This is a genomic window from Longimicrobium sp., from assembly GCF_036387355.1.
Lineage (GTDB): Bacteria > Gemmatimonadota > Gemmatimonadetes > Longimicrobiales > Longimicrobiaceae > Longimicrobium.
Genome location: NZ_DASVTX010000501.1, coordinates 1 through 20888, shown reverse-complemented (window position 1 = coordinate 20888; position 20888 = coordinate 1). Strand labels below are relative to the sequence as shown.

Here is a 20888-nt window from a genome sequence, read left to right as displayed (position 1 = left end):
TCGCGTGCAGAAACTGCTCGGAATCAAAGTCGCGCCACCATCTTCCGGGCTCTTCGGTTCGGAAGCGCGAGTTGAACTTGATCGACGCAAGGCCGAGTGGGCCGAGAAGGAGAAGCGATTGCGGGCGTCCGATCTCCGCGAGTCCCTCCGTAAGGAACTCGAGCAGAAGATCGCCAGCGAAGCAATTGCGCGCCGGGATATTGAGGACGCACAAAGTCGGTCAGAGGTCCAGCAGTCGACGGTTGAACAACTCGACAGCGCAGCGAGGGGAGAAGCGCGAACGAACCTCCTTGCCGCTTTGCCTCCCGGGAGAAACCATTGCAACGTTCCCCTCGCTCTAGCCCGTGAGCGCGGCTGCCCGCTGGTAACGGAGCGTCCGATTGACTTCACCGAACGGCGGGCAGAGCGCAGCGCAGCTGAAGAACTGCAAGCCCAGCGGGAGATTGCCGCATACTTGGTGAACGAACTCCAGCTGAAGCGCGCGGCTGCGACAGTGGCGGAGGCAGCAACTGCGGATGCACGCCGGGCTTATCTCAAGGCAACGACCGCGTTTGAAGAAGAACGCGGGCGGTTGCTGGAGGAGGAAGCACGGCTTCGCGAGGGAGAACGACTGGTCACCAACGCGGAAGTGGCATCACGCACGGCCACAGAACTCGCCGAGGCTCTTACTCGTCTTGGCGGCGAGATCGAGGAGTCTTACAAGCGGCAGGAGTTGCTCCGCGAAGAGGGCCGCGACGCGCTCGGCCGGTTCTCCGCAACCTTCGACTACGTGGTGCGTGCCATCATCGGGGATGAAGTGGAGGGGCGGGTCGAGACGTCTGGACGCAACCTATCGTTGGTGGTGGATCATCATGGCGAACGAGAGAGCGCTGCTCTCGAAACGGTAAAACTCCTCGCCTTCGATCTCGCAGCCATGACCGATAGCATCCAGGGTCGTGGCCACTTCCCGCGGTTCCTGATACACGACGGTCCCCGTGAAGCTGACATGGCGATGGGTGTCTACGAACGCCTGTTTCTCTATGCTCGCCGGCTGGAGGAGTGCTTCAGTGGTGAAGCGGGTTTCCAGTACATCCTGACAACCACCACGCAACCGCCCGAACAGTTTCTTCACGATCCGTGGCTCCGGTTGAGACTGGCTGGCGTCCCCGCGGAAGAACGGTTGTTCAGGATGAATCTTTGACACGGACTCACCCCGCGCCCGCGCTAGATATAGATCCGCTGACCGAACCCGCTCGAACCAGCAGTTCAACACACTCTCGACCGAACGATGTCTAAACCCAGAACGAATCGAAGCACCTCAACCTCGAACAAGAAGAAGAAGCGTAAGCGGAAGCGCGGTGGTGCCCTTTCGACGTTCAATCCAGATCCGATCCCCCTGACCCCCGGCAGCGATGAGTGGCCGGTGGTGGAGGTGCCGCCCGTCGGCGCCCCCGAGCGCGAGCGCGTGGTGATCGACGTCAGCGAAGAAACGCGGGTCGACGCGCTGGGTCGGCTTCGCACCCGGCCGCTCAAGAGGCAGTGATCACTGATGGATTTCCTTCCCTCGCCCAACACTCGCCGGTGCAGGCGCTGCAACGTATTGGTAGCGGGAACCCTGCCCAGACGACGCGCGCTTTGCTCCGGCTGCAGCAAGCCGCTGTTCGCGCCTGGCTCGGGCCCGCCGCCCTCTCCCGCGGCCACGCTCGTGCTGGCGGAGCACGCGGCTCAGCACAGGGAGTCCAGTGTACCCGACGATGAGCAGCCGGCGGCGCAACGCCCGTTCGAGCGAGTGCGGATCGGCTGGCCCGTTAAGGAGGACTGCTGTAAGACTGCGAACGACCAGTGGAAGTTTGTCTTCGCGTTGAACACCACTCCCACGGGTGACTGGTGTGAGTCTTGGGACGCCACCGCATCAGAGCGAACGATCTTCGCCTACGTGGCCGGGGACCGCATCTTCTTGCATTGCGCGCCTGAGAAGCTCCATTCAGAGTTCGAACTGTTGAAAGCGGCGGTTGATGCCACGAACCACCGAGTCGTGGAGACTGCGGAACGCGAGAGCGTCCTGGGGATGCTCGATTCACTCTCCTACTCCTGACCGCGGTGGCGAATCACCTGTGACGCGACATAACCTGATTTGGAGAGGGCACTGCTGATGCCGCAGCAACAGCCACGGCTGAACCCCACAGCCTTGGAGGCGATGAAGGAGCGCTTCCTGGCCCGTGTTGGCGACTTCGGAGACTTCCAGGATCAGGGCTCTCGCTACTGGGCCGACGAGCGGGCGTACAAGGACGAGTTTGCCGTGCGCTGCCGCGAAGCGCTCACGCCCGCGCTGTTCGCCGCGGCTGGCACCCCGGAGGGTGCACAGGCCGTCGTCGCCACCAAGCACCGGCTGCTCACCGGGCGGCTGAAGACCACCGGCGCGCCGCAAAACCTGCTCAGCTGGCGGTATTTCGATTTCCTGCGAAAGATGCAGGACGCCGAGCGTGCCGCCTTCGCGCCTGCGTTGGGCGACCTGCTCTTTGGCCAGGGGGCGAGTGCCGAGCGGGTGGGACGGTTCGTTCGGGTGATGTGGCCGTCGTGGCAGCGCGTCCAGGGTGGCAATCCGTACGCGCTCAGCCGCAACTTTCCGACGCTGTTCCTGATGATGCTGGACCCCACCCACGATGTCGCCGTGCGCAGCGACATGTTCGGCGCGGCCGCGCGGGAACTGCTGGGTGACTGGCTGCTGCGCTACGCTCCATTCGACGCCCTTCAATACCAAGCCGTGCTGGACTTTGCCCGCGCCGTCCGCCGCCACTTGGAAGCGTGGACCTGGCGCCCGCGCGACATGATCGACGTCCACAGCTTTCTCTGGGTCGCCACCCGCGACGACAGCGTCTATGCGCGCCAGGCGAAACCGGCATCCACACCGGCGGACGACCCCGCCACGTCCTCGGAGGACTGATGGCCATCGACCCTGGCACCGAATCGCTCTTGGCCGCCGCCGCGCACTGGCGCGACCGATGTCTGCTGGGCGAGGGCTCCGTGTTCTCAGAAGAGCGGCTCTGGACCTGGGAGCACCTTGGCGAAATGAACCGCTACTTCGTGGAGAACCTGGACACCGGTACCGGCACTTTCCTGGAGAAGTTGCAGGCGCAGCTCGCGCCGGCCAGCCCTTACACTAAGCGGCTTGCCGCCGAGATGCTGTGGCTGCTTCTCCTGTTTCCCAACAACATCGGTCGCGACACCAAGGTCAACCAGGTTGCCGTGGTGTGGGAGTGGTCCGGCGAGCCCTTCCCGCGCGACCACGACATGGTCGACGCGCCGCTAGCCCGAGGCGTGGGCAGCGGGGGAATGGCGTTCAACAACCTGCGCTGGGCCGAGTTGGCGTTCTTGGTGGTCCTGATGCGCGACTGGCGCCGCCGAGAGCGGGAGGAGCAGGAGCACTTGCTTGCGGACCCGTGGCGGTTCGCGGGGTGGTTGGACGGAATTCCCGGCGCGCAGAACCGCCAGTTCCGCCACATGCTCCTCCATCTGCTTTTTCCGGAGACGTTCGAGCGGATTTCTTCGGGTACGCACAAGCGCTGGGTCGACCAGGCGTTCGCCGGCGAGTTGCAGGCGCTTGGCGCGGACGTTCCGGTGGGCACCGACCTCGTCACCCGAGATCGGCGCCTGCTGCTCCTCCGGGGCGCGCTGGAAGGCAAGCACCCTGACCAGCAGGTGGACTTCTACCTCACCCCCTGGTGGGGGATGTGGCACCCCCAGCAGGAAGGCGATGGAGACGGACCCGACGAGGCACCCACTCCCGTCCCGTCCGTCGTGAAACCCCTCGAGGAGGAGCCGCCCTACACCGCGCCAGCCTGGGACGAGATCGTGGCCGCCATCGGGCGGCAGGGCATCCGCATCGACGAGCGGACGCTGAGGCGCTACCACTTGGCGCTGGGAACGCGCGGATTCGTGGTACTCGCGGGCGTGAGCGGCACCGGCAAGACCTGGCTGGCCGAGGCATACGCCCGTGCCTTGGGGGCGCGGTACCTGGTAGTTCCCGTGGCGCCCAACTGGACCACGAACGAGGACCTGCTGGGATATGTGAACCCGCTGGACGGCCAGTACCACGACACGCCGTTCAGCCGCTTCCTGCGCGCCGCCGCCGCCGAGTACTTGGCCGCCAGCGAGCGGGAGCGCGCGCCCCGCCCGTTTCACCTGGTGCTGGACGAGATGAACCTGGCGCGGGTAGAGTACTACTTCGCCCGCTTTCTCTCCGCCATGGAGCTGCGCGCCCGCGACGGCACCGCCGCCATCGAGCTGGCACCGGACGACGAGGTACTCCTGCCGCCCAACCTGCTCTTCATCGGCACCGTCAACGTCGACGAGACCACCCACGGCTTCGCCGACAAGGTGTATGACCGCGCGCAGCTGGTGGAACTGGAGGCCTCGCGCGAGGCCATGGATGCCCACCTGGCGGGCGCCGGGCACGGCCCCGCGCTGCTGGAGGTGTGGGAAGCCGTGCGAGAGGTTGCGCCGTTCGCGTTCCGCGTGGCCGACGAGGTGGGAAAGTACGTCGCCGCCGGACAGGCCGCCGGCGCTCCGGCCGACGAGCTCGTGGACGAGCAGCTGCTGCAGAAGGTGCTCCCGAAGATCCGCGGAACCGACCTGCGCGTGGGTGCCGCGCTAGAGCGGCTGGAGGCGCTGGCGGACGGCCGCTATCCCCTGACCCACGTACGGGTGCGCCGCATGCTCGACTCGTTCCGGCAGCATGGATTCGCCTCCTACTTCTGAGCCGCCCATCCGGCTGCTGGACGCGGCGGGCCTCGCCTGCAACGCCCCCCGCGAGTGGCAGCCGCACTGGGTGGAGGTGGATGTCCCTGCCTCGGAGTGGGAATCCGCCGAGTTGCGGCGCAACGGACAGCCGCTGCCGCTCGCGCTCCGCCGATTAGCGGGCGCCGTCCGCGTCGTCGCCGAGTGGCCCCGCTCCGGGACGGGGAGCTACGCCCTCGCGCTCCGCGCCCCGCGCGGCGAGTACCGGCGCGTGGTCACCGTCTACCCGGAGAAACTGCCTCCCGCCACCGTCGCCCGGCTGCTGGAAGACCTGGAACTGCACCTTCCGGCCGCCATCGCCATTGCGCTTCAGCAGGCCGGCGGACTGGCCGGGGTGGAGCTCCTTCCGCCCGAGCTCTCCACCGTTTCCGAGGAGCTTCTCCGCCTGCGCCGTGCCGTGGAGGGGACGCCCCAGCGCGCCGGCCTGGCCGACGCGCTGGCCGAGATCTCTCGCGATCCTCACCAGGTGCTGCACGCGCGCGAACTGTGGGTCCGTCGCGCGGCTGCCCGCCAGCCGCACCCCGCCCGGCTCGTGCAAGCGCTGGCGCGGCCGGGGAACCTGGGCGTGGATCTGCGGCCGGAGCGGGTGCTCGACACGCGCGTGGAACACTCCACCGATGTCTACGAGAACCGGCTCGTCCGCACGTTTGTGGAGCAGGTGCAGCAGCGGCTCCGGCGCTTGGCGCGGCTCCCAGCAAGCGCATCCTCGGTGGGAGTGCAAAGCACCGTCGCCGTGCTCGCGCGCAGGATGGCCGCGGCGCGACGGGAGGCCGCGTTCCTGGACGGCGTGGTGGCGCTCGAGCATGCGCCCCAGCGCGTGACCATGGTGCTGCTGCGGCGGCCCGGCTACCGCGCGGCGCTGGAGGGCTTGCTGGAATTCCAGCGGAGCGTGGCCGTGCAACTGGACGCCCCCGCGCTTGACGCGCCGCTGGAGAACGCGCCCGCGCTCTACCAGCTGTGGGGTACGCTGCAGGTCATCCATGCTCTACTGGTGGTGGCTGCCGAACTTGGATACCGTGTGGAGGAAGAGCACCTGGTCCGCCGCGCGCCGGGGGCCGCGTTCCTCCGCGTGCTCCCCGACGGCCGCCCCGCCGTCCTCCTCCGCCACCCGGTGACTGGAGTTTCGGTGCGGCTGCTCCCTGAGCGCGCATACCGCAGGCAGGGCGCCCAATTAGGGTTGTGGAGCACTACCTATGAGCAGCGGCCGGATGTGGCCGTCGAGGTTCATCCGCCGGACGGGGCCACTTCGGTCTACCTCTTCGATCCCAAATACAAGCTGGATGGTGAGCCGCTCGAATCCGCGGGAGGCGCCGGCAAGCCGAAGAAGGTGGACATCGACAAGATGCACGCCTACCGTGATGCTATCCGCGACCGCGAGGGGCGGCGCGCCGTCCGGTACGCCGCCATCCTCTATCCCGGGCCAGAGCAGCGGTTTCCGTACGGCGTGGAGGCGCTCACCGCTTACCCGGGCTCCGCCCTGCCTCTAGTTGACCGGCTGCAGGAGGTCCTCCGGGAAGCCCTGCGGTGACGACACGACGTCGCATTGGTCATTCCCCTTCTTGCGCGTCCCGCCGCTGCGGAGCCGCGCTCTGACGTGAGCACAGTCAGCTGTGATTATTGCTAAGATCGTTCAGTGCCTAAACGGGAGAGTTTTAGTTTATTGGCAAGCCGCACGGCTGAGCGGGGCCAAGCACCCCCGCGCACTCACCGGTAGCCGCGAAGCGCGTCCCGCCAGTCGCGCGGCTCATCCTCCGCGTCACCCTCCTCGTCCAGCACGTCAAGGTCGAGGTCGGGACAGGACAGCACCGTAAGCGTTCGGCCGAAGGGGCCGAGCCCGACAACTTCCTCCTGCACCTCGAGTTGCGCAGGGGCACCCTCGAACCACTCGCAGAGGAGGCCGGACCCGGTCGCTTCCTGCGCTGTAGCGACATCGTCACGGCGGCCGCCAAGGTAACGAGTCGCGGATCCACGGGGCGCCCACTCTCCCTTGTGGCGCCGGAACCGCATCCACGCGGCAGCGTCGAAGTGCCCGCTGGATGCGACCCACTCGATCTGGAGGCCGTGGGACAGCACGACAGCCACCGGTTCCGGAGAGAGCGCAGCGTATCGTATGGCCGAAGCGCTCATCGATGTACCGAATCGGTCGGCAAGCTCACGAACGGCGCCCAGGCCCGGCTCGCGTTGTTCCACCACGTCCCGAGCCCATCGGGTCGGCATCAACAACTCCGCAGCGAAACAATCGGCCTCGACTTCGATCGGATCTCTCCGCCCCCGGAAGTGGCCCTGAGACAGAGCGAAGTCGCCGGTCCAGGCCAACCCGTCCACGTGACCCTCGATTACGAAGTGTGCGACCTCGTGGGCAATGGTGAAGCGCTTGTGGCCCGCGGTCGGACACTCCGTTGAAACCAGAATCTGGAATGCTCCGTCGGCGAGGCAGAGAGCGCCGTAGCAGCCTGTAGGGAAGCCGCTCTGCTCAATGACGGTAGCACCCTCCTGCACTGCCAACCAAGTCGGATCGACGGGGACTTCGCTGACCCCGTGACTATCCAACAACTCATTGGCGGTACGTCGGGCCAAGTGTTCGCGGGGTGGTAGGGGCATTGCTCAGCGCGTGTCGGGGGAGTCTTTTCCCGGCTTGATGGTCGGCGGGCGGGGAGGGCCGGCGGTGGCCTGGCGTCTGGCGGCATCCTTGGTCGCAAGCGCCTTCGCGATCTCGGCAACGGTTTCAATGGTCTCTGCGGATGCCGTCCCGAGGTTGCGCAGGACCAGTGCGGCAGGCCCGCCTACGGCATCCACCTCGGCCGTACGCCCGAGGAGGTAGTCCACCGATACGGAAAGCGCGTTCGCCAACTTGACCAGGGTCGCCGCGGAAGCGCTCGGCTTGACCCCGGTCTCAAAGTGCGAGATCTGGATTGGAGTCAGGCGAGCCCGGGCCGCAAGCTCCGCCTGCGTGAGCTTCCGGTGCTCACGGGCCTGCTTGAGGCGGGTTGCGAAATCAGGGGTGGTTGAGGGCATTGACGAACCTTACTAGTTAGCATAGCTTCACCGTTCCGCGCCGTAGCGTTTTTTTCGGCGCTGAGGGTATACCGCTCGATAAAGATAGGGTATACCGCAATCACAATCGCGGAAGCCTGCGCCGCCCGCAAGGTCCCCTTGGCCGGGAGCTGATGGGATGCCACCCGCACGCGCGTAGACTCGCCGCTCACGAACCCCGGGAGGCCACAGTGGAACTGAACGACGCGCAAGTGGGGTGGTTTGTCGATAACCGGCTGAAGCTGCCCAAAGGGAAGCGCTCGGAGTACCTCAAGCAGGTGGACGGGATGATCGCCAACTTCTCCGCCAAGGCGGCGGAGGACCCGAACCTGAAGATCGTCAAGTTCCTGAAGACTGGCTCGCTGCGGAAGGGCACGGTGCTGCGGCCAAGCGGCGACGTGGGAGTGGACTCCGACATCGCGGTGTTCCTCAACGTGGTCGACCCCGAGGTATACGACCTTGACGAGTTGCACGACCGCATCCGCGCCTTGCTGATCGCGGCCTACCCGGGCAAGGCCCCCAGCGACTTCACGGTCCAGCCGCGGACGCTCGGCATCGTGTTTCGTACCTCGGGATTGGCCTTGGACCTGGTGCCTATCCTCCCCATTGACGGACCGGACGACTACGGCTGGCAGCCGTCGTCGCGCGGGGAGTCCCCGCTCAAGACCAGCGTCACCAAGCAACTTGAGTTCATCCGCGTGCGCAAAGAGGGGTACGCCCGCTTCACCTCGCTGGTGCGCCTGCTGAAGCACTGGCGAAACCAGCACGAGCTGGACGAACTCCGGTCGTTCATGATCGAGCTGATCGTCAGCCATCTGCAGGACGTTCACGGGCGACCTGCCTCACTGGAGGAGGGGCTGCTGAGCTTCTTCCTCTACCTGGCACAGAACGAACTTAGGCTGCCCATCGTGGCGCCCGAACTCGGCGCACAGGCTTACCTGCCCGCGGACCGCGTGGTGATACTGGACCCGGTGAACGCAGAGAACAACGTGGCGCGGCGGCTGACCGAAGCGGACTGCCAGGAGATCGTCGCCCGCGCCACCGACGCGTGGGAGCTGATCACCGCAGCGCGCAACAACGGCTTTAAGGGGGAAACGCTCGAGGCCTGGAAAGAGGTCTTCGGGCGCTCCTTCGCGATCGAGGAGTGAACACCATGTCCATGACTGGAACCCACACCACGAGCTACACCACGGCGGACATCGGCAAGGTGCTCGACTGCTTCGTCGCGGACTTCGACGGGATAGCGCAGTCGACGGGCCTGCGCACCCGCGACGATGTAAAAGAGGTCGGCGCCGACGTGAAGCTGATGGCCAGCCGTGGTTACCTGCGTGAGGTCAACCTCTGTCTGCTCAACGAGGCGGGTGCGACGATCCGCGCGACCAAGTACACGGTCAACACCAGCGCGGGAGTGCTCACCGCGTCGCGGCCCGGCAACTACCTGTGGCCGCGCACTCCCGGTGGCAGCCTGAGCGTGGTGGTCAACTACAGCGAACTCTGGAGGCGCCTCTCGCAGCCCGCCAAAGAGACCTTCTCCCGAGAGCTGAAACGGCGCTGGACCACGTCAGGAATCGACACGTCCTTTCCGACCCTCCGGGCCACGGCGGACCGGAACTACGTCAGTAACGGCTACGGTCTCCAGCGGAGCACCTACCAGTGAGCACGACACGGAGCGAACTGTTCGAACTGGAGCTGTCCCTTCCGGAGGCCGGGCTGCACGCGCGTGCGGGGCGGCTCGTGGGCTTTGAGGCCCGCTACGAGCGCATCCGTCGCGACCTGCGGCTACTGGCAGCACCGGAAGAGGTGGGGGAGTGGAGCCGAAAGTTCTACGGGAGCGAGATGCCGATCTGCGCCGCCGTGACCGACCGGTACCCGCTGGTGATCTTCGCGGGCGATGTGGGCACCGGGAAAACGGAGACGGCCGAGGCAATGAGCGACCGACTCGCCCGCGAAACCGGCAAGGGTGCGATGCTCTTCAAGCTGAGTACCCGCGTCCGGGGGGGCGGCAAGGTGGGCGAGATGAGCACCCTCCTCAACAATGCTTTCGAAACGGTGGTCAAAGAGGCGGGCAAGACGCGCTCGGCCTTCCTGATCATTGACGAGGCGGACTCCCTGACGTCGACCCGGGACGAGTCGCACCGTCACCATGAGGACAAGGTTGCCGTCAACACCATCATCCAGCGCGTGGATGACCTGCGACGGCATCGCGGGCGCGTTCTCGTCTTCCTGTGCACCAACCGGTCGGCCGCGCTCGACCCGGCCGTGGTGCGCCGCGCAGCGCGCACGGAGGTCTTCTCCCGGCCGAACGCGGAGGAGCGGCTGGAACTCCTGCGGATGGACTTGAAGGGCCTAGGCATTGAAGACGCCGCCATTCGCCAACTGGTTGATATGACCGGACCGAGCAGCGACCCTCCGCAACCGGGGTTCACGTTCTCGGACCTCCGCTCGCGCCTCCTTCCCGAGGCGCTCGCACGAGCGTTTCCCAGCCGGCGCATCCAAGCCGAGGACTTTGTCCAGGTGGCCCGCGAGATGACCCCTTCGCCGGCGGTGTACGCATGAGCGGCGGGCGCAACCACCTGCGGGGTCGCCGCGTCCAAATCGTCGGCAGCGCCAGCGCGCGGACCGAACCTGGGCTCGTGGGATACGCGCACGACGTCGTGCGCGGACTCTCGCGCCAGGTGCTATCCTCCGGGGGAGGGCTCGTGCTCGGTGCTGGACGGGAGCCGCGCGGCAGTGAGGGTGGACCGGCCCTGACCTTCGACTGGACGGCGCTGGAAGAGGTTGCGGCCTGGTTCAGCGGCGGAGCCGACCCGTTCCCGCGGCAGGCGGGGCCGCCGGTGGTGGTCGTGCTCTCCGAGAAGGGGGAAAATGAGATTCCCGCGGAGCGGCTCCCGCTATGGCGGGAGTTGCTGACCACCGGCAGGGTCCACGTAGAGACCATCCATCCTGGTTTGCGCTCTGCCGCGCTCCTGCGGCAGCGCCAGGCGGACTACGGCGACATCCTCTTCGCACTCGGAGGAGGGAGCGGAGTGGAGCACTCCGCCGAACTCTTCCTGAGCCGAAACCGTGCCGTGCTCCCGCTGGACCTCGACCTCGGTGCAAGCCGCGAGGACGGAACGGGCGGAGCCCGCCGGCTCGCCCGGGAGGCGCGCGCGGAGCCAAACCGGTTCCTTCGACTGGCCGGCGGATCGGTCCCGGTGTCGGCGCAACTCGCGGGGCTCGCGACGTGCGGCGGAGCCGCCCCGGCAGCGGACGTGGTGGACCGGACCGCTCAGCTCCTGCGCGACATCGAACTCCCGCGTGCCTTCTTCGTCCGGTTGCTCAACGACAAGCACGCCCTTTTTCCCGCCGTGGAGGCGTTCTTCCGCAACGTCGTCGATCCGGTTGTGGATGCGGCGGACCTCCGGCGTGTTGAGATGGGCACCGATGCCTCGGAGCACGCGTTCGTCAACAGCGGGATTTTCGAGAGCCTTCACCAAGCCGCGCTCGCGGTGGTCGATGTCACCGGGGAGCGTCCTAACTGTTTCATCGAGCTTGGGTATGCCCTCGGCCGCGGCATGCGCGTGCTCGTCACGGCGCAGGAGGGCACGAACCTACCGTTCGACCAGGCAGCGATTCCCACCCATTTCTGGTCGGACACTGATGACGACGCTACCCGGCGCCAAAAGTTCTCGCTCTATTGGGAGAAGAACATCAACCGTCCGCCCGTTGTCCAGTAACCCACAACGAGAGGTACCGATGGCAGAGATCTACGTCTCGGTGGACATCGAGGCCTCCGGGCCCGTCCCACCCACGTACAGCATGCTATCACTGGGCGCGTGTCTGGTCCACGACCCGGATCAGGACTTCTACGCCGAGTTGAAGCCGATCGGCACGGCTGCAGTACCTGAAGCCATGGCTGTCGTCGGCCGCACGATGGACGACTTCGCCACCCGCGGACGCGAGCCGGCAGACGCCATGACGGCATTCTGCGACTGGCTTTCCGAGGTCGGCCACGACACGGACCTGGTGTTTGTGGGATTCAACGCAACATTCGACTGGGCCTTCGTGAACTGGTACTTCCTTGAGTATGTGGGGCGGAACCCGTTCGGCATCGGCGGTCTCGACATCAAGTCGTTCTACATGGGGCAGGCGGGGGTGCGCTGGGCCGACACGCGCTCCAGTCGCCTGCCACCTCACCTACAGGAGGAGGATGCGCAGGAGCATCACGCCCTTGCGGACGCGGCCCGCCAAGCGCGGCTGTTCCGAAAGCTACTCAGGACCCGTTAGAGGACAGTACTATCCGAAGGGAGCTTCTGCGTTGAACCGCTCTACTGTTGAGATCTGGCGCGGCCCGAGTGGTCCGCTCGGCTCTGGAAGGATCTGCCGAGGGCGGATCAGCCGCTCGCGCCCTCAGCAGCGCCGCGCGTGAGAATGCGACGGCCCGCCTGCCGGCGCTGAACCAGGTGGCGATCCGTTCCTTCCCATCTACGCGACCGGCGCCGGACAGACCTTCGCGACCGTAGTCGCGCGCATGGATACCTTCGCAACAGCGCCAGCGTCGCTCACTCGAACGACGAGCTCTTGGACGACCCGGAGTCACAGCTGGTAATCACCGCGGTGTGGGCCATCCTGCGCTACCTCGACGCGCGGCTCGCTCCGTTGGATTGAGCCGCGTCAAACAGGTACGCGTTTAGGTAGGTGGCAAGATCCGCTTCCCGTCGATTTTACAAAGCCGTGGGTGGTTCGGGTGAAGGCGGAACGGGGGAAGGAACCGTGGCCTTTACTGGCCGCAAGCCCCGCAAGAGACAATCTTGACGGATTTTCGCGCGCCCCTTAACGTTCCAGACGCGCCCGAACCTTCCTCCCTGGCAGGTACTCATGACTCTGATGGCGACGTCGACCCCCCAAGCAGGCTTGGCCGGCCTCGGCATCTTCATCGTGCTCATCCTTGTGGTCGGTATAATCGGCCGGATGCTCGGCGCCGTCGATGCAATCACCAAACTTCTGGACAATTATGAAGCGCTACGGCGCCACAGGGAGTCCGGCGCACTACGTCGGGCGCTCCCCCCCCTCGTCGTCATCCTTTGTTGCGCGATAATAGCGACCGGTGCGATTGCGTTCGCCATGGGCGACAAGGTCGTCGGGTTGGCCGCCGAGTGGGCCCCGGGCTTCCTTCCCAAATCCGATTCTTCATCAGCCCCGTCAGTCGGCCTCCCGGATGCTGGTCACCAGCTGCCGGTTAGCGGTGATACTGCCCAGCCAACGGATGCGGGATCGGGGGCGGCGCCTGGACCTCTACCCTCAAGCACTCCGGAGCCGCGCACGAACAGACCCTTCGGAACCCGGCCCCCACCATCGGGTGAGGCTACGGAAACCCGACGCTCCGCTCCGGTGCACGTGATGGAAACACCACCAGCTACGACCTTGGTGGCAACCGACGGGCTTTCCACTGCTCAGGCGTACTACGACAACGGAGCCGCCAAGAGGGATCAGGGGGATTATCGGGGAGCTCGGGAGTCGTTCAATGAGGCGCTTGCCCTCCTTGATAACTCCGATCCGAGTATCGCGGCATTCCGGGCCGAAGTCGTGGAGAGCATCCAGAAAACCTACACCGCCTGCCGCGCCGAGGGCCGCACTGACTGCCTTTGATTCACCATCCCTTCACTCTCTGCCGGAGAATCATATGGATCCCCAATACTTCCGTCGGAGCTTGCTGGCCGCGGCCGCCCTTGTCCTGACCTCGATGCCATTGAAGGCTCAGGAATGTCCCAATCCCTTGGCGCTCGCAGACGTTGTCTCCTACGCGCGGAACGGCGTTGAGCTCTCCAGGATCATCACGCTCATGGAGACGCGTTGCGCCACGTTCCAACTGGGGAATGAGCCGGAGCGTGCGGCATTGCATGAAGCCGGTCTGCAAAGAGCTGCTGTGGATAGTTTGATCGAAGCCCTTGCAAGCGGACGGGTTCGGTACGTGGCGCCCCGGACGGACAGCTACGGCTTGCCCGTCGCAAGCAGTCCGATCGCGATCGCGAGCGATTGGATCCGTGCGCAGGGCACGCGCATCTTCTACAGGCACGAGTATTTCTTGAACGTACCGTGCTCGGAACGGTTCCGGGGGGTGGGAAACTGGGAGAACGACGGGTGGGACTACCGCCGCGGTGCGCGGGTGGAATGCCTGAACGAGGCGTGGCTCGTCATCGATTTGGGTCCGCAGATCGCCGCAAGGTCCATCGTTCCCGGTTTGACGTACTGCGTCAACATCACTGATGCGCCGGTCGGTTCGGCTCGTGCGAACTGGGGACAGCATGGCAACAGAAATGCTCCGGGACTAGGCCAAGGATCGGAGCAGTCGTTTGTTGTGGTTGGACCTCGCGGTGAACGGGGCATCGGCTTTGAAGTCGTCCCCAGCGAGACCGGTGACCAGATCAAGCTGTCCAATTACCATCGGATAGCGCAGGGTAAATGTTGATGCGCTATTTCTGGCGACGGGCTCCTGTCCTGCTTTTCGGAGGGGTGATCGCGACGGGGGCTCCGTGCATGTCACAGACCGTGTGGGGCGCAGAGCTACCATTAACATTCCATTACTCCGAACCGACTAACTGGTCTGGTGCATTCTCGTGCGTCGGCGTATTGGCGACCGATCTCGGAATTGAGCAATGCTTTGCGTTGAGTCACTTTGGGATACGACTCTATACCGGTGTGGAAGCTGACCTCTTCCCGCGAGCGGTGGTCCTGGGACTGCCGTTGTATGTCGTGCCGGACGTTCAAGTCGAGTATACACAGGCGGACCCGGATCACCAGTACTTCACCGACGCGACCGGGCAGAGCTACTCTGCGCCCGGACAGACCTTGCTGCGGATGGCTATCGGCCTGAGCACCAGATTCACTGATCGCGGTCGATGGGGTGAGGCCATCACTCTGAAGATTGGCGCGGCCTGCCTGCTTTCGGAACCGCTCGATTTGAACGAACGCCGACGCGGGTGTGACGAGGTCGATCTGGACAACTGGTTCGTGAAGGGTTCCGTTGGGCAGAGCATGCGCTTCCCCGGTCTCGGAATCAGTGGCTACTTCCGGGCGGAGGCGTGGTTCGAGATGCCCGACCACGATTTTGCCAGCACCCCCTTGGCGTCTCCGCGAGTCCAGAACAGTTACAACGACGATGGACAACATGTGCTCATCACGAACGCGATGCAGTACGTGTTCATTCCTGTGGGGGACGCGGCCGGTATATCGCAGATTGATCTGCGACTGGGCGGCGGGTTGGCGTACTTCCGCCAGCATCCACAGAACGCCGATGCTCAGCCAGACCCGAAGTTTAGGGTGCCGAATACGATCACCACTCCGATGGCTGACCTGCTCGTGACTTGGAACCCCTCGCTTGCGTTCTCGGCCAGTGCGGGTGCACGGATATCTGCGCCCCGGCGTGTTTCCGAACAAAGTTCGCATCTCTCGCCTTATTGGACGGGACAGTTATTCATCGAGTGGAGGCCGGGCGTGAGCGTCTTCTGACGCGCGTCTGATCCGCCCCAGTACTTTGGTCTCCTGGTTCGCCTGGAGCGGCACGACGGCGAAGCTCTCGGGGTGAAGCGTACGTTGGCCCGGGCGTCAACTATCGGGGCAACGCCGACGGATTTGGCTCAAGCGGACCGACAGCGGGTGGGTGCAAACCGGACGCTGAGCAAGCCCCGGCAGCTCGCGCGGGCATCACGCTGGCTCCAGGACAGCCACCCACGGCACCGCCCGGCTATTCGCGGAAGCCGCCGACCTCGCGTCGCCCACCAAACCCGCGGCACGCCTATGCCGCCCTCTGTCTCGCCGCGGGACTACGTTCACCGTGAGCATGTTCCGCGCGCCTGCCGACCCCCTCGGCCCAAGTTGCGTGTGCGGCGGTCTAGATATAAGCTGCACGCCCACATTCGGTCACTCTCCACTCATGAGCACACCCGTGACGCGTCGCACCCTCGTTGCGCTCCTGCTTGCCCCCTTTCTCGCGGCGTGCCCGCCGGCCCAGGAACTGGACGCGGCGCTCGTCGCGCGCTCGCCGAGCAGCGCGGACTGATCGAGGCCGGCGCTGCGCGACTCCACCGGGACGTGGAGGACAGCGGGTGGACGGTTCCGAGAGGACGGTGACCCCGTCGGCCGATCGGTCCGTCAAGGCCTCTGGGTCGAGGATGGCGCGATCCGACCTGCAGGTGCGAATCGCGGGGAACCGGAGTTCGTCCACCCTTACACGGCGCCACCCGTGCCCACTTGCGCGGGCGGGGAAATTTTTGCAGATTGTTTTACAGTTATCGCGTGCTGCTGGAAGACGCGTGGTGACGCTGGGTGACGGAAACGTAGTAAAGCCGTGGGATTTAGGCACCCTCGGTGACGCCGTGTGACAGCGCCTTTGGGCTTCTAAGCCGTAGGTCGCTGGTTCGAGTCCAGCCTGGCGCGTCAGCGAAGTTGAGCCCCCACCGTTTCTTACGGCGGGGGCTTTTCTGTCTGCGTGAGCAACTGGTCGGGCTGGGTGCGGCCGGCGGGAGCATTCCCCCGCGGGTACACCAGGACCCGTACGTACCCGCCCCGGTGATCCCGCCGCAGCCGTAGATCCGGCTCCGCGCCGCGAAGGCTGCCGCGGGGGCCGCCCCTCCAATGCACCGGCTCAACGCACGGGCCCCAGGGGCCAGGTGCACACTCCCGGGTACACGCCGCCGCCGACATGCTGCTCCGCCTCTACGTACACCCCCCACGGAAGCCTCGCGCCGTCGTCGACGGTGAGCCCGAAGTGAAGAATGCGATCTCTCGACTCTGCTCCCTGCGACCCCTGTGTACCCCCCACGTGCGAATGGCCGTGATACAATGTGGCCGACCAGCTTCCCCCGATGTAGGCAGCGTCTCGGCCCCGGCGAGCGGCAAGATCAACTCCGCCCCCGAAAGCCACGCCGCACGAAAGGTCCACCCCGGCACCCTTTCCCCAGATCGCGCCCGCGGGCAGAAACACGTAGCTCGGCCAGTCGAGCTGCTCTCCATCCGGGCCGTAGCCATGGTCGATGAAGAAGGGCCGCGCGTCCAGCCCTGCATTCGCGGCCTGCCCCAGGCCGAGTACCTGCCGGTAAAAGGCGGTGATCGTGCGGCGCGAACGATGATCGCTGGATGAATTCTCCGGCGCCGCGATCAGCCACCGGAACAGCTCCTGAACCGTCAGGCCGTCCACGAGCACCTGGTGGCGGTTGACGACGTAGTCGCTGAGATCGCTGGCCCGGCTCGGAAGACGCGCCTGGATGAAGGCTTCGAACGGGACCGAGGAAAGGACTCCGGACCGCACCGCGGCCAGTGCAGCCAGGCCGTTCCGGGCAAGAGCGGCGATGGATTCGGCGCGTCCGCCGGGCCGGAGCTCGCCAAGCGCGCCGGCGAGCCTGGCGCCGAATACGAAGGCCCGTTCCTGTGCCTTGGCACTTGCGGCACGCTCCAGAACGTCCAGGAACGGGCGGTCCGGAAAGTGGACGTGAGGGTCGATCGTGTCGTGCGCCTCCACCGCCTGCAGCGCAGGGGAGCGTTCAGGGCAGGGACGGAAGTGTGCCGCAATCTCTTCGACGGCCTTCAGGTGCGGCTCCACCCCCAGCGACGGAAGATCGTGGAGACACTCGGTGAGGCAGTCCACGCACTGTCCGCGCACGTCCAGCGTCACCATGCACGATTCGGAAACGATCGTGCGCACCATTTCTTCGGCGGCACGCTCGCCGATGGCCCCGCCGGCGTGTTCACGGCAGGCGCGTCCCAGCAGGTCCACCAGCCGATGGCGCCAACGCTGCTTTTCCGTATTGAGCCACGACGTCAGATGCGTTTCGGACCTCAGGACCCGGCCCAGATCCGCCAGGATGGCCGCGGCGTCCGAACGCGAGTTCAGCGCGTCGTAAACAAGGTCGAGAGTGACGTCCCGCAGGTCGGGAACGCCGGTTGAAGCTGCCAGCCAGTTCATCCCAAAGCCATTGATGCCGTACAGAACCCGCAGCATCTCCGGCTCGTGCAGAAACGGATTCGCGCCGCCCCGCAGCGCGGAGGCCAGCGCCTCGACCTGTCTCGCGGTCAGAGCGGAATCTGCGTTCGGTGCAGGGTGCGTCATCGTTCAGGCGCGGGGGTGAAAAGCCGGTTGGCCAGGCGGCCGGAACGCCGGGCCGTGAGCGTGGATGGAAGGGGCCCCCGCGCCGGTGGGGTGAGCGCGGCTCCGGGTGCATCCGGGCGCGCTGCGTGGGGATGCCGGTGTCGCGGCCGGGGGGGATGGGCAAGGGCCGGACCGGGCCCCGCCGGCGGGCGCGGGGCTGCCGCCCTACCTCCGGATGCGTGCGAAGGTCTTTGCTTTGTCCATGACGTCGACCACCCTGCGATTGAAGGCCAGGTCGCTGAGCTGCGGTGAATCGCTGATGAACCGCGCGTAGATGTCGAACAGGCACCGGGCAAGCATGTCGTCGGGGAGCTTGGCCACCCGCTGCTGCTCCGCCGACCCATCGGTATTGTGACCGGAGTACTCCATGATCACGCTGGTGTGGTCGTCGCCCGTGACCGGGAGAAAGGCTTCGATGTGGTCGGTGTTCGGAAAGCGCAGCCTCAGCTCCCGCGTGCGCGTGAGCGCATCCAGATAGGAGACGAGCACCGCGATGCACTCGTCCAGTTCCAGGACGATGATGCCCAGTCCCATGTTGCGGACGACCTGGCACGGAACGGTATCCACCTCCCGGTAGTGCATGTGCCGCACTTCGGCGCGAAGAACTCTGTATCGCGACGCCTCCGTGAGGTACAGCGCCGTGGCGATCTGATGCGGAAGCTCGACGTCCATGACGGATTCCGGCTTCGATCGCCCAAGCAGCGTCGGCGTGGTGCGCGGCTTGGACATCTCGAACTCCAGGTAGTGGGGCTGCCGCCCCACCTGCTGGATCTTGTCCTTGCAGCTCGCGACGGAGCGGCTGTACAGATACGGGTTGATGACGGCGACGGAGGCGCCCGTCCGGTCCACGATCCGCTGCATCTCGTCGACGTCGGCCGCGTTGGAGGCGCAGGGCTTCTCCACGATGATCCGCCGGAATCCGGCGTCGGTCGCGGCCCGCAGGGTCGCGGCGTGATCGTCCGCGGGGGTGCAGACATGGACGATGGTCTGTTCCGGATCGATGCCGGTGAGATCCGCGAGCGAGTCCGCGCAGCTGATCCCCCGCGGGTCGTACCCGTAGTCGTATTCGAGGCGGTGAAGGGCGCGCCTCACTCCCGGTCCCACGGTGTCGACCAGACCCACGACCGCCCCGAACGGCGACGTCGCGGCCCCGTCGCGGCGAATCTTCTCCAGGACGGGAATGTGCAGGCCCAACCCCGCCCGCCCCAGACCCACGATTACTGCTCCCAGGCCCTGAGCGGGCACGGTCACATTGGACATGTGCCACAGGTTGGCCGGCAGCAGCCGGGCGGCACTGGCTACGTCAGTCACTTTCGATGCTCCCTTGAAGGGTCAGGCGCAGATTGCCCGTCATCTTCTGTTGCGGCCCCGCTGGGGCTCCGCCCGACACCGGCTCGCTGCTGCGCACGTCCAGCCCGGCGCCGGGCGCCCCCGCCAACCAGGGGGCCCGGCCGTCCGGGTGGCCGCCGCGGCAAGGCGTCAACCCCGCGCCCACTCCGAGGTGTGCGCCCGGGCCATCCCCACCACCACCCTGCGCGCGCCGGTGAACGGGGAGCGGGCGTGCGCCATGAGCATGTTGTCCAGCAGCAGCGCGTCCCCCGCCTGCCAGGGAAAGACCAGCGCCTCGGCCGCATACGCGTCGCGGATGGCCTGCAGCTCCTGGGCGGTGATGGGCGAGCCGTCGCCGAAGTACGTGTTGCGCGGCAGGTTCTCTTCGCCGTCTTCCAGCAGCATTTCCACCACCTCGGGGTCCTGGCTGGTGACGTGAAAGAGGTGGGCCTGGTTCATCCACACCTTTTCGCCCGTCGCGGGGTGCAGCGCCACGCCCTGGCAGACCTGCCGCGTGCGCAGGTGGTCGTCCTCGACCCACTCCGCGTCGATGCCGTTCTCACGGCAGAACTCGTCCACCTGCTCGCGGGTTTCGGCCTGAAACACGTTCTGCCACGGCAGGTCCATCCAGGGCGTGTAGTTGCGCACGTACATCACGCCCAGCCGCTCGAACTTTTCCCGGACCGGGGCGGGGATGCGGTCGTACACGCGGCGGCTGTCGGCGATGGGGGTCTCGCCCCCGGTGGCGGCGACGATCAGCGACAGGAAGCCGATCTTCATGGGCCACGAGCGGGTGTAGGACATCTCCGTGTGGAAGGGGATGTGCTGGTCCGCGGGGTACTCGGTGGAGGTGTAGACGTTGCCCTTGACCTGCGTGCGCGGCGACGAGCGGTAGGTGTAGGGAAGGAGCTCGCCGGAGGCCGAGAGCATGAAGCGCTGGAACTCGTCCACGTCGTCCACGCCGAAGCCGCGGAAGAGGATGGCCCCGGCCCGGTGGAGGGTGTGCTCCACCCAGGGGCGGTTCTCGCCGGCCCAGTCGGCGAGCACCAGGCCCGGCGCGGCGGGGCTCACCACCACGGGGGCGGCGGGATAGCCGTCCAGGCGCGCCGTCCGCACGCGGTCGTCGGGCGCGGGCGCGCTCCCGGGATGCTGCACGGACTCGTCGGCAACGCTCATCGTCTCACTCCACGGGGGGTGGGGGGCGGTCCGGCCCGCGGGAAGGAGCGGCGGAGGGGCCCGGTCCCCGGATGGATAAGCCCCCGCATGGGTTCAGTCAAGCTCCGGTTGAAGTCGTCTCCTGGTCAAGTTAGTTTGCGTCACGTTTCGCCGTGCGCCGTGACCCGCCGCGGAGTCCCGAACCAGCAGCCTCGCCGAATGGAGAACGTAGAAAGCGTCTATCCCCTCTCGCCGATGCAGCTCGACATCCTGCTCCGCTCGCTCCGCGCCCCGGAGCTGGCGGAGTACGCCGAGCAGGTCTGCTGGACGGTGCGGGGCGATCTCGACGCTCGCGCCTTCGAGCGTGCGTGGAGCCTGCTCGCGGCGCGGCACCCGGTGCTGCGCACGGTCTTCTTCTGGAAGGGGCTGGACACTCCGCTCCAGGTGGTGCGCCGCACGGTGGAGATCCGGC

The 20888-nt window shown here is 66.3% G+C and carries 19 protein-coding genes and 1 pseudogene; 15 read left to right on the top strand and 5 right to left on the bottom strand.

The genetic code is table 11. The features are described from left to right. From VF665_RS21700 to VF665_RS21675, 6 genes and pseudogenes are all read left to right on the top strand, one after another. Positions 1–1180: pseudogene (locus VF665_RS21700) on the top strand (hypothetical protein); the annotation flags it as partial. Between the two features lie 87 nt (positions 1181–1267). Next, entirely contained in the window at positions 1268–1522 is a 255-nt protein-coding gene (locus tag VF665_RS21695; RefSeq protein ID WP_331055563.1) for a hypothetical protein, read from the top strand. Positions 1523–1684: 162 nt separating this feature from the next. Next, positions 1685–2074, top strand: a complete 390-nt coding sequence (locus tag VF665_RS21690) for a hypothetical protein (RefSeq protein WP_331055562.1) — start codon at positions 1685–1687, stop codon at positions 2072–2074. Positions 2075–2176: 102 nt separating this feature from the next. Next, positions 2177–2923 carry a hypothetical protein gene (locus VF665_RS21685; protein WP_331055561.1) on the top strand — a complete coding sequence of 249 codons (747 nt, stop codon included), beginning with the start codon at positions 2177–2179 and terminating at the stop codon, positions 2921–2923. After that, positions 2923–4737 carry an McrB family protein gene (locus tag VF665_RS21680; protein ID WP_331055560.1) on the top strand — a complete coding sequence of 605 codons (1815 nt, stop codon included), beginning with the start codon at positions 2923–2925 and terminating at the stop codon, positions 4735–4737. Before VF665_RS21685 ends, VF665_RS21680 begins: the two co-directional genes overlap by 1 nt. Next, positions 4715–6304: a DUF2357 domain-containing protein gene (locus VF665_RS21675; protein WP_331055559.1), complete on the top strand. Its 1590-nt coding sequence runs from the start codon at positions 4715–4717 to the stop codon at positions 6302–6304. The genes VF665_RS21680 and VF665_RS21675 overlap by 23 nt, the downstream gene beginning before the upstream one ends. Before the next feature lie 176 nt (positions 6305–6480). On the opposite strand, the gene VF665_RS21670 is transcribed toward VF665_RS21675, so the two are convergent. Together VF665_RS21670 and VF665_RS21665 are read right to left on the bottom strand one after the other, a co-directional pair. Continuing rightward, positions 6481–7353 carry an ImmA/IrrE family metallo-endopeptidase gene (locus VF665_RS21670; RefSeq protein WP_331055558.1) on the bottom strand — a complete coding sequence of 291 codons (873 nt, stop codon included), beginning with the start codon at positions 7351–7353 and terminating at the stop codon, positions 6481–6483. A 27-nt stretch (positions 7354–7380) separates the two neighbouring features. After that, entirely contained in the window at positions 7381–7791 is a 411-nt protein-coding gene (locus VF665_RS21665) for a helix-turn-helix transcriptional regulator (protein WP_331055557.1), read from the bottom strand. A 209-nt stretch (positions 7792–8000) separates the two neighbouring features. Between VF665_RS21665 and VF665_RS21660 the strand changes: the two genes are divergently transcribed. The 8 genes from VF665_RS21660 to VF665_RS21625 all read left to right on the top strand — a co-directional run bounded on the left by VF665_RS21660 (position 8001) and on the right by VF665_RS21625 (position 15297). Next, positions 8001–8957 carry a CBASS oligonucleotide cyclase gene (locus tag VF665_RS21660; RefSeq protein WP_331055556.1) on the top strand — a complete coding sequence of 319 codons (957 nt, stop codon included), beginning with the start codon at positions 8001–8003 and terminating at the stop codon, positions 8955–8957. Positions 8958–8962: 5 nt separating this feature from the next. Then, positions 8963–9466: a hypothetical protein gene (locus VF665_RS21655; protein WP_331055555.1), complete on the top strand. Its 504-nt coding sequence runs from the start codon at positions 8963–8965 to the stop codon at positions 9464–9466. After that, positions 9463–10365 carry an ATP-binding protein gene (locus tag VF665_RS21650; RefSeq protein WP_331055554.1) on the top strand — a complete coding sequence of 301 codons (903 nt, stop codon included), beginning with the start codon at positions 9463–9465 and terminating at the stop codon, positions 10363–10365. Before VF665_RS21655 ends, VF665_RS21650 begins: the two co-directional genes overlap by 4 nt. Continuing rightward, the gene (locus VF665_RS21645) at positions 10362–11525 is read left to right on the top strand and encodes a hypothetical protein (RefSeq protein ID WP_331055553.1); all 1164 of its coding nucleotides are present in this window, start codon (positions 10362–10364) and stop codon (positions 11523–11525) included. Before VF665_RS21650 ends, VF665_RS21645 begins: the two co-directional genes overlap by 4 nt. 19 nt (positions 11526–11544) lie before the next feature. After that, positions 11545–12075, top strand: a complete 531-nt coding sequence (locus tag VF665_RS21640) for a 3'-5' exonuclease (protein ID WP_331055552.1) — start codon at positions 11545–11547, stop codon at positions 12073–12075. 600 nt (positions 12076–12675) lie between these two features. Further along, entirely contained in the window at positions 12676–13437 is a 762-nt protein-coding gene (locus tag VF665_RS21635; RefSeq protein ID WP_331055551.1) for a tetratricopeptide repeat protein, read from the top strand. Between the two features lie 34 nt (positions 13438–13471). Then, positions 13472–14257 carry a hypothetical protein gene (locus VF665_RS21630; RefSeq protein ID WP_331055550.1) on the top strand — a complete coding sequence of 262 codons (786 nt, stop codon included), beginning with the start codon at positions 13472–13474 and terminating at the stop codon, positions 14255–14257. Between the two features lie 68 nt (positions 14258–14325). After that, positions 14326–15297, top strand: coding sequence for a hypothetical protein (locus tag VF665_RS21625; RefSeq protein WP_331055549.1), 972 nt, complete (start codon positions 14326–14328; stop codon positions 15295–15297). A 1135-nt stretch (positions 15298–16432) separates the two neighbouring features. Here VF665_RS21625 and VF665_RS21620 read toward each other — a convergent pair. The 3 genes from VF665_RS21620 to VF665_RS21610 form a co-directional block, all read right to left on the bottom strand. Then, positions 16433–17893 (bottom strand): hypothetical protein, encoded by a 1461-nt coding sequence (locus VF665_RS21620; RefSeq protein ID WP_331055548.1) that lies wholly within the window; start codon positions 17891–17893, stop codon positions 16433–16435. A 204-nt stretch (positions 17894–18097) separates the two neighbouring features. After that, positions 18098–19243: a Gfo/Idh/MocA family oxidoreductase gene (locus VF665_RS21615; RefSeq protein WP_331055547.1), complete on the bottom strand. Its 1146-nt coding sequence runs from the start codon at positions 19241–19243 to the stop codon at positions 18098–18100. Between the two features lie 168 nt (positions 19244–19411). Next, positions 19412–20437 (bottom strand): TauD/TfdA family dioxygenase, encoded by a 1026-nt coding sequence (locus VF665_RS21610; protein ID WP_331055546.1) that lies wholly within the window; start codon positions 20435–20437, stop codon positions 19412–19414. A gap of 198 nt (positions 20438–20635) precedes the next feature. On the opposite strand from VF665_RS21610, the gene VF665_RS21605 reads away from it, so the two are divergent. After that, positions 20636–20888: condensation domain-containing protein (locus tag VF665_RS21605; RefSeq protein WP_331055545.1), on the top strand; the 253-nt coding region annotated here is incomplete at its 3' end.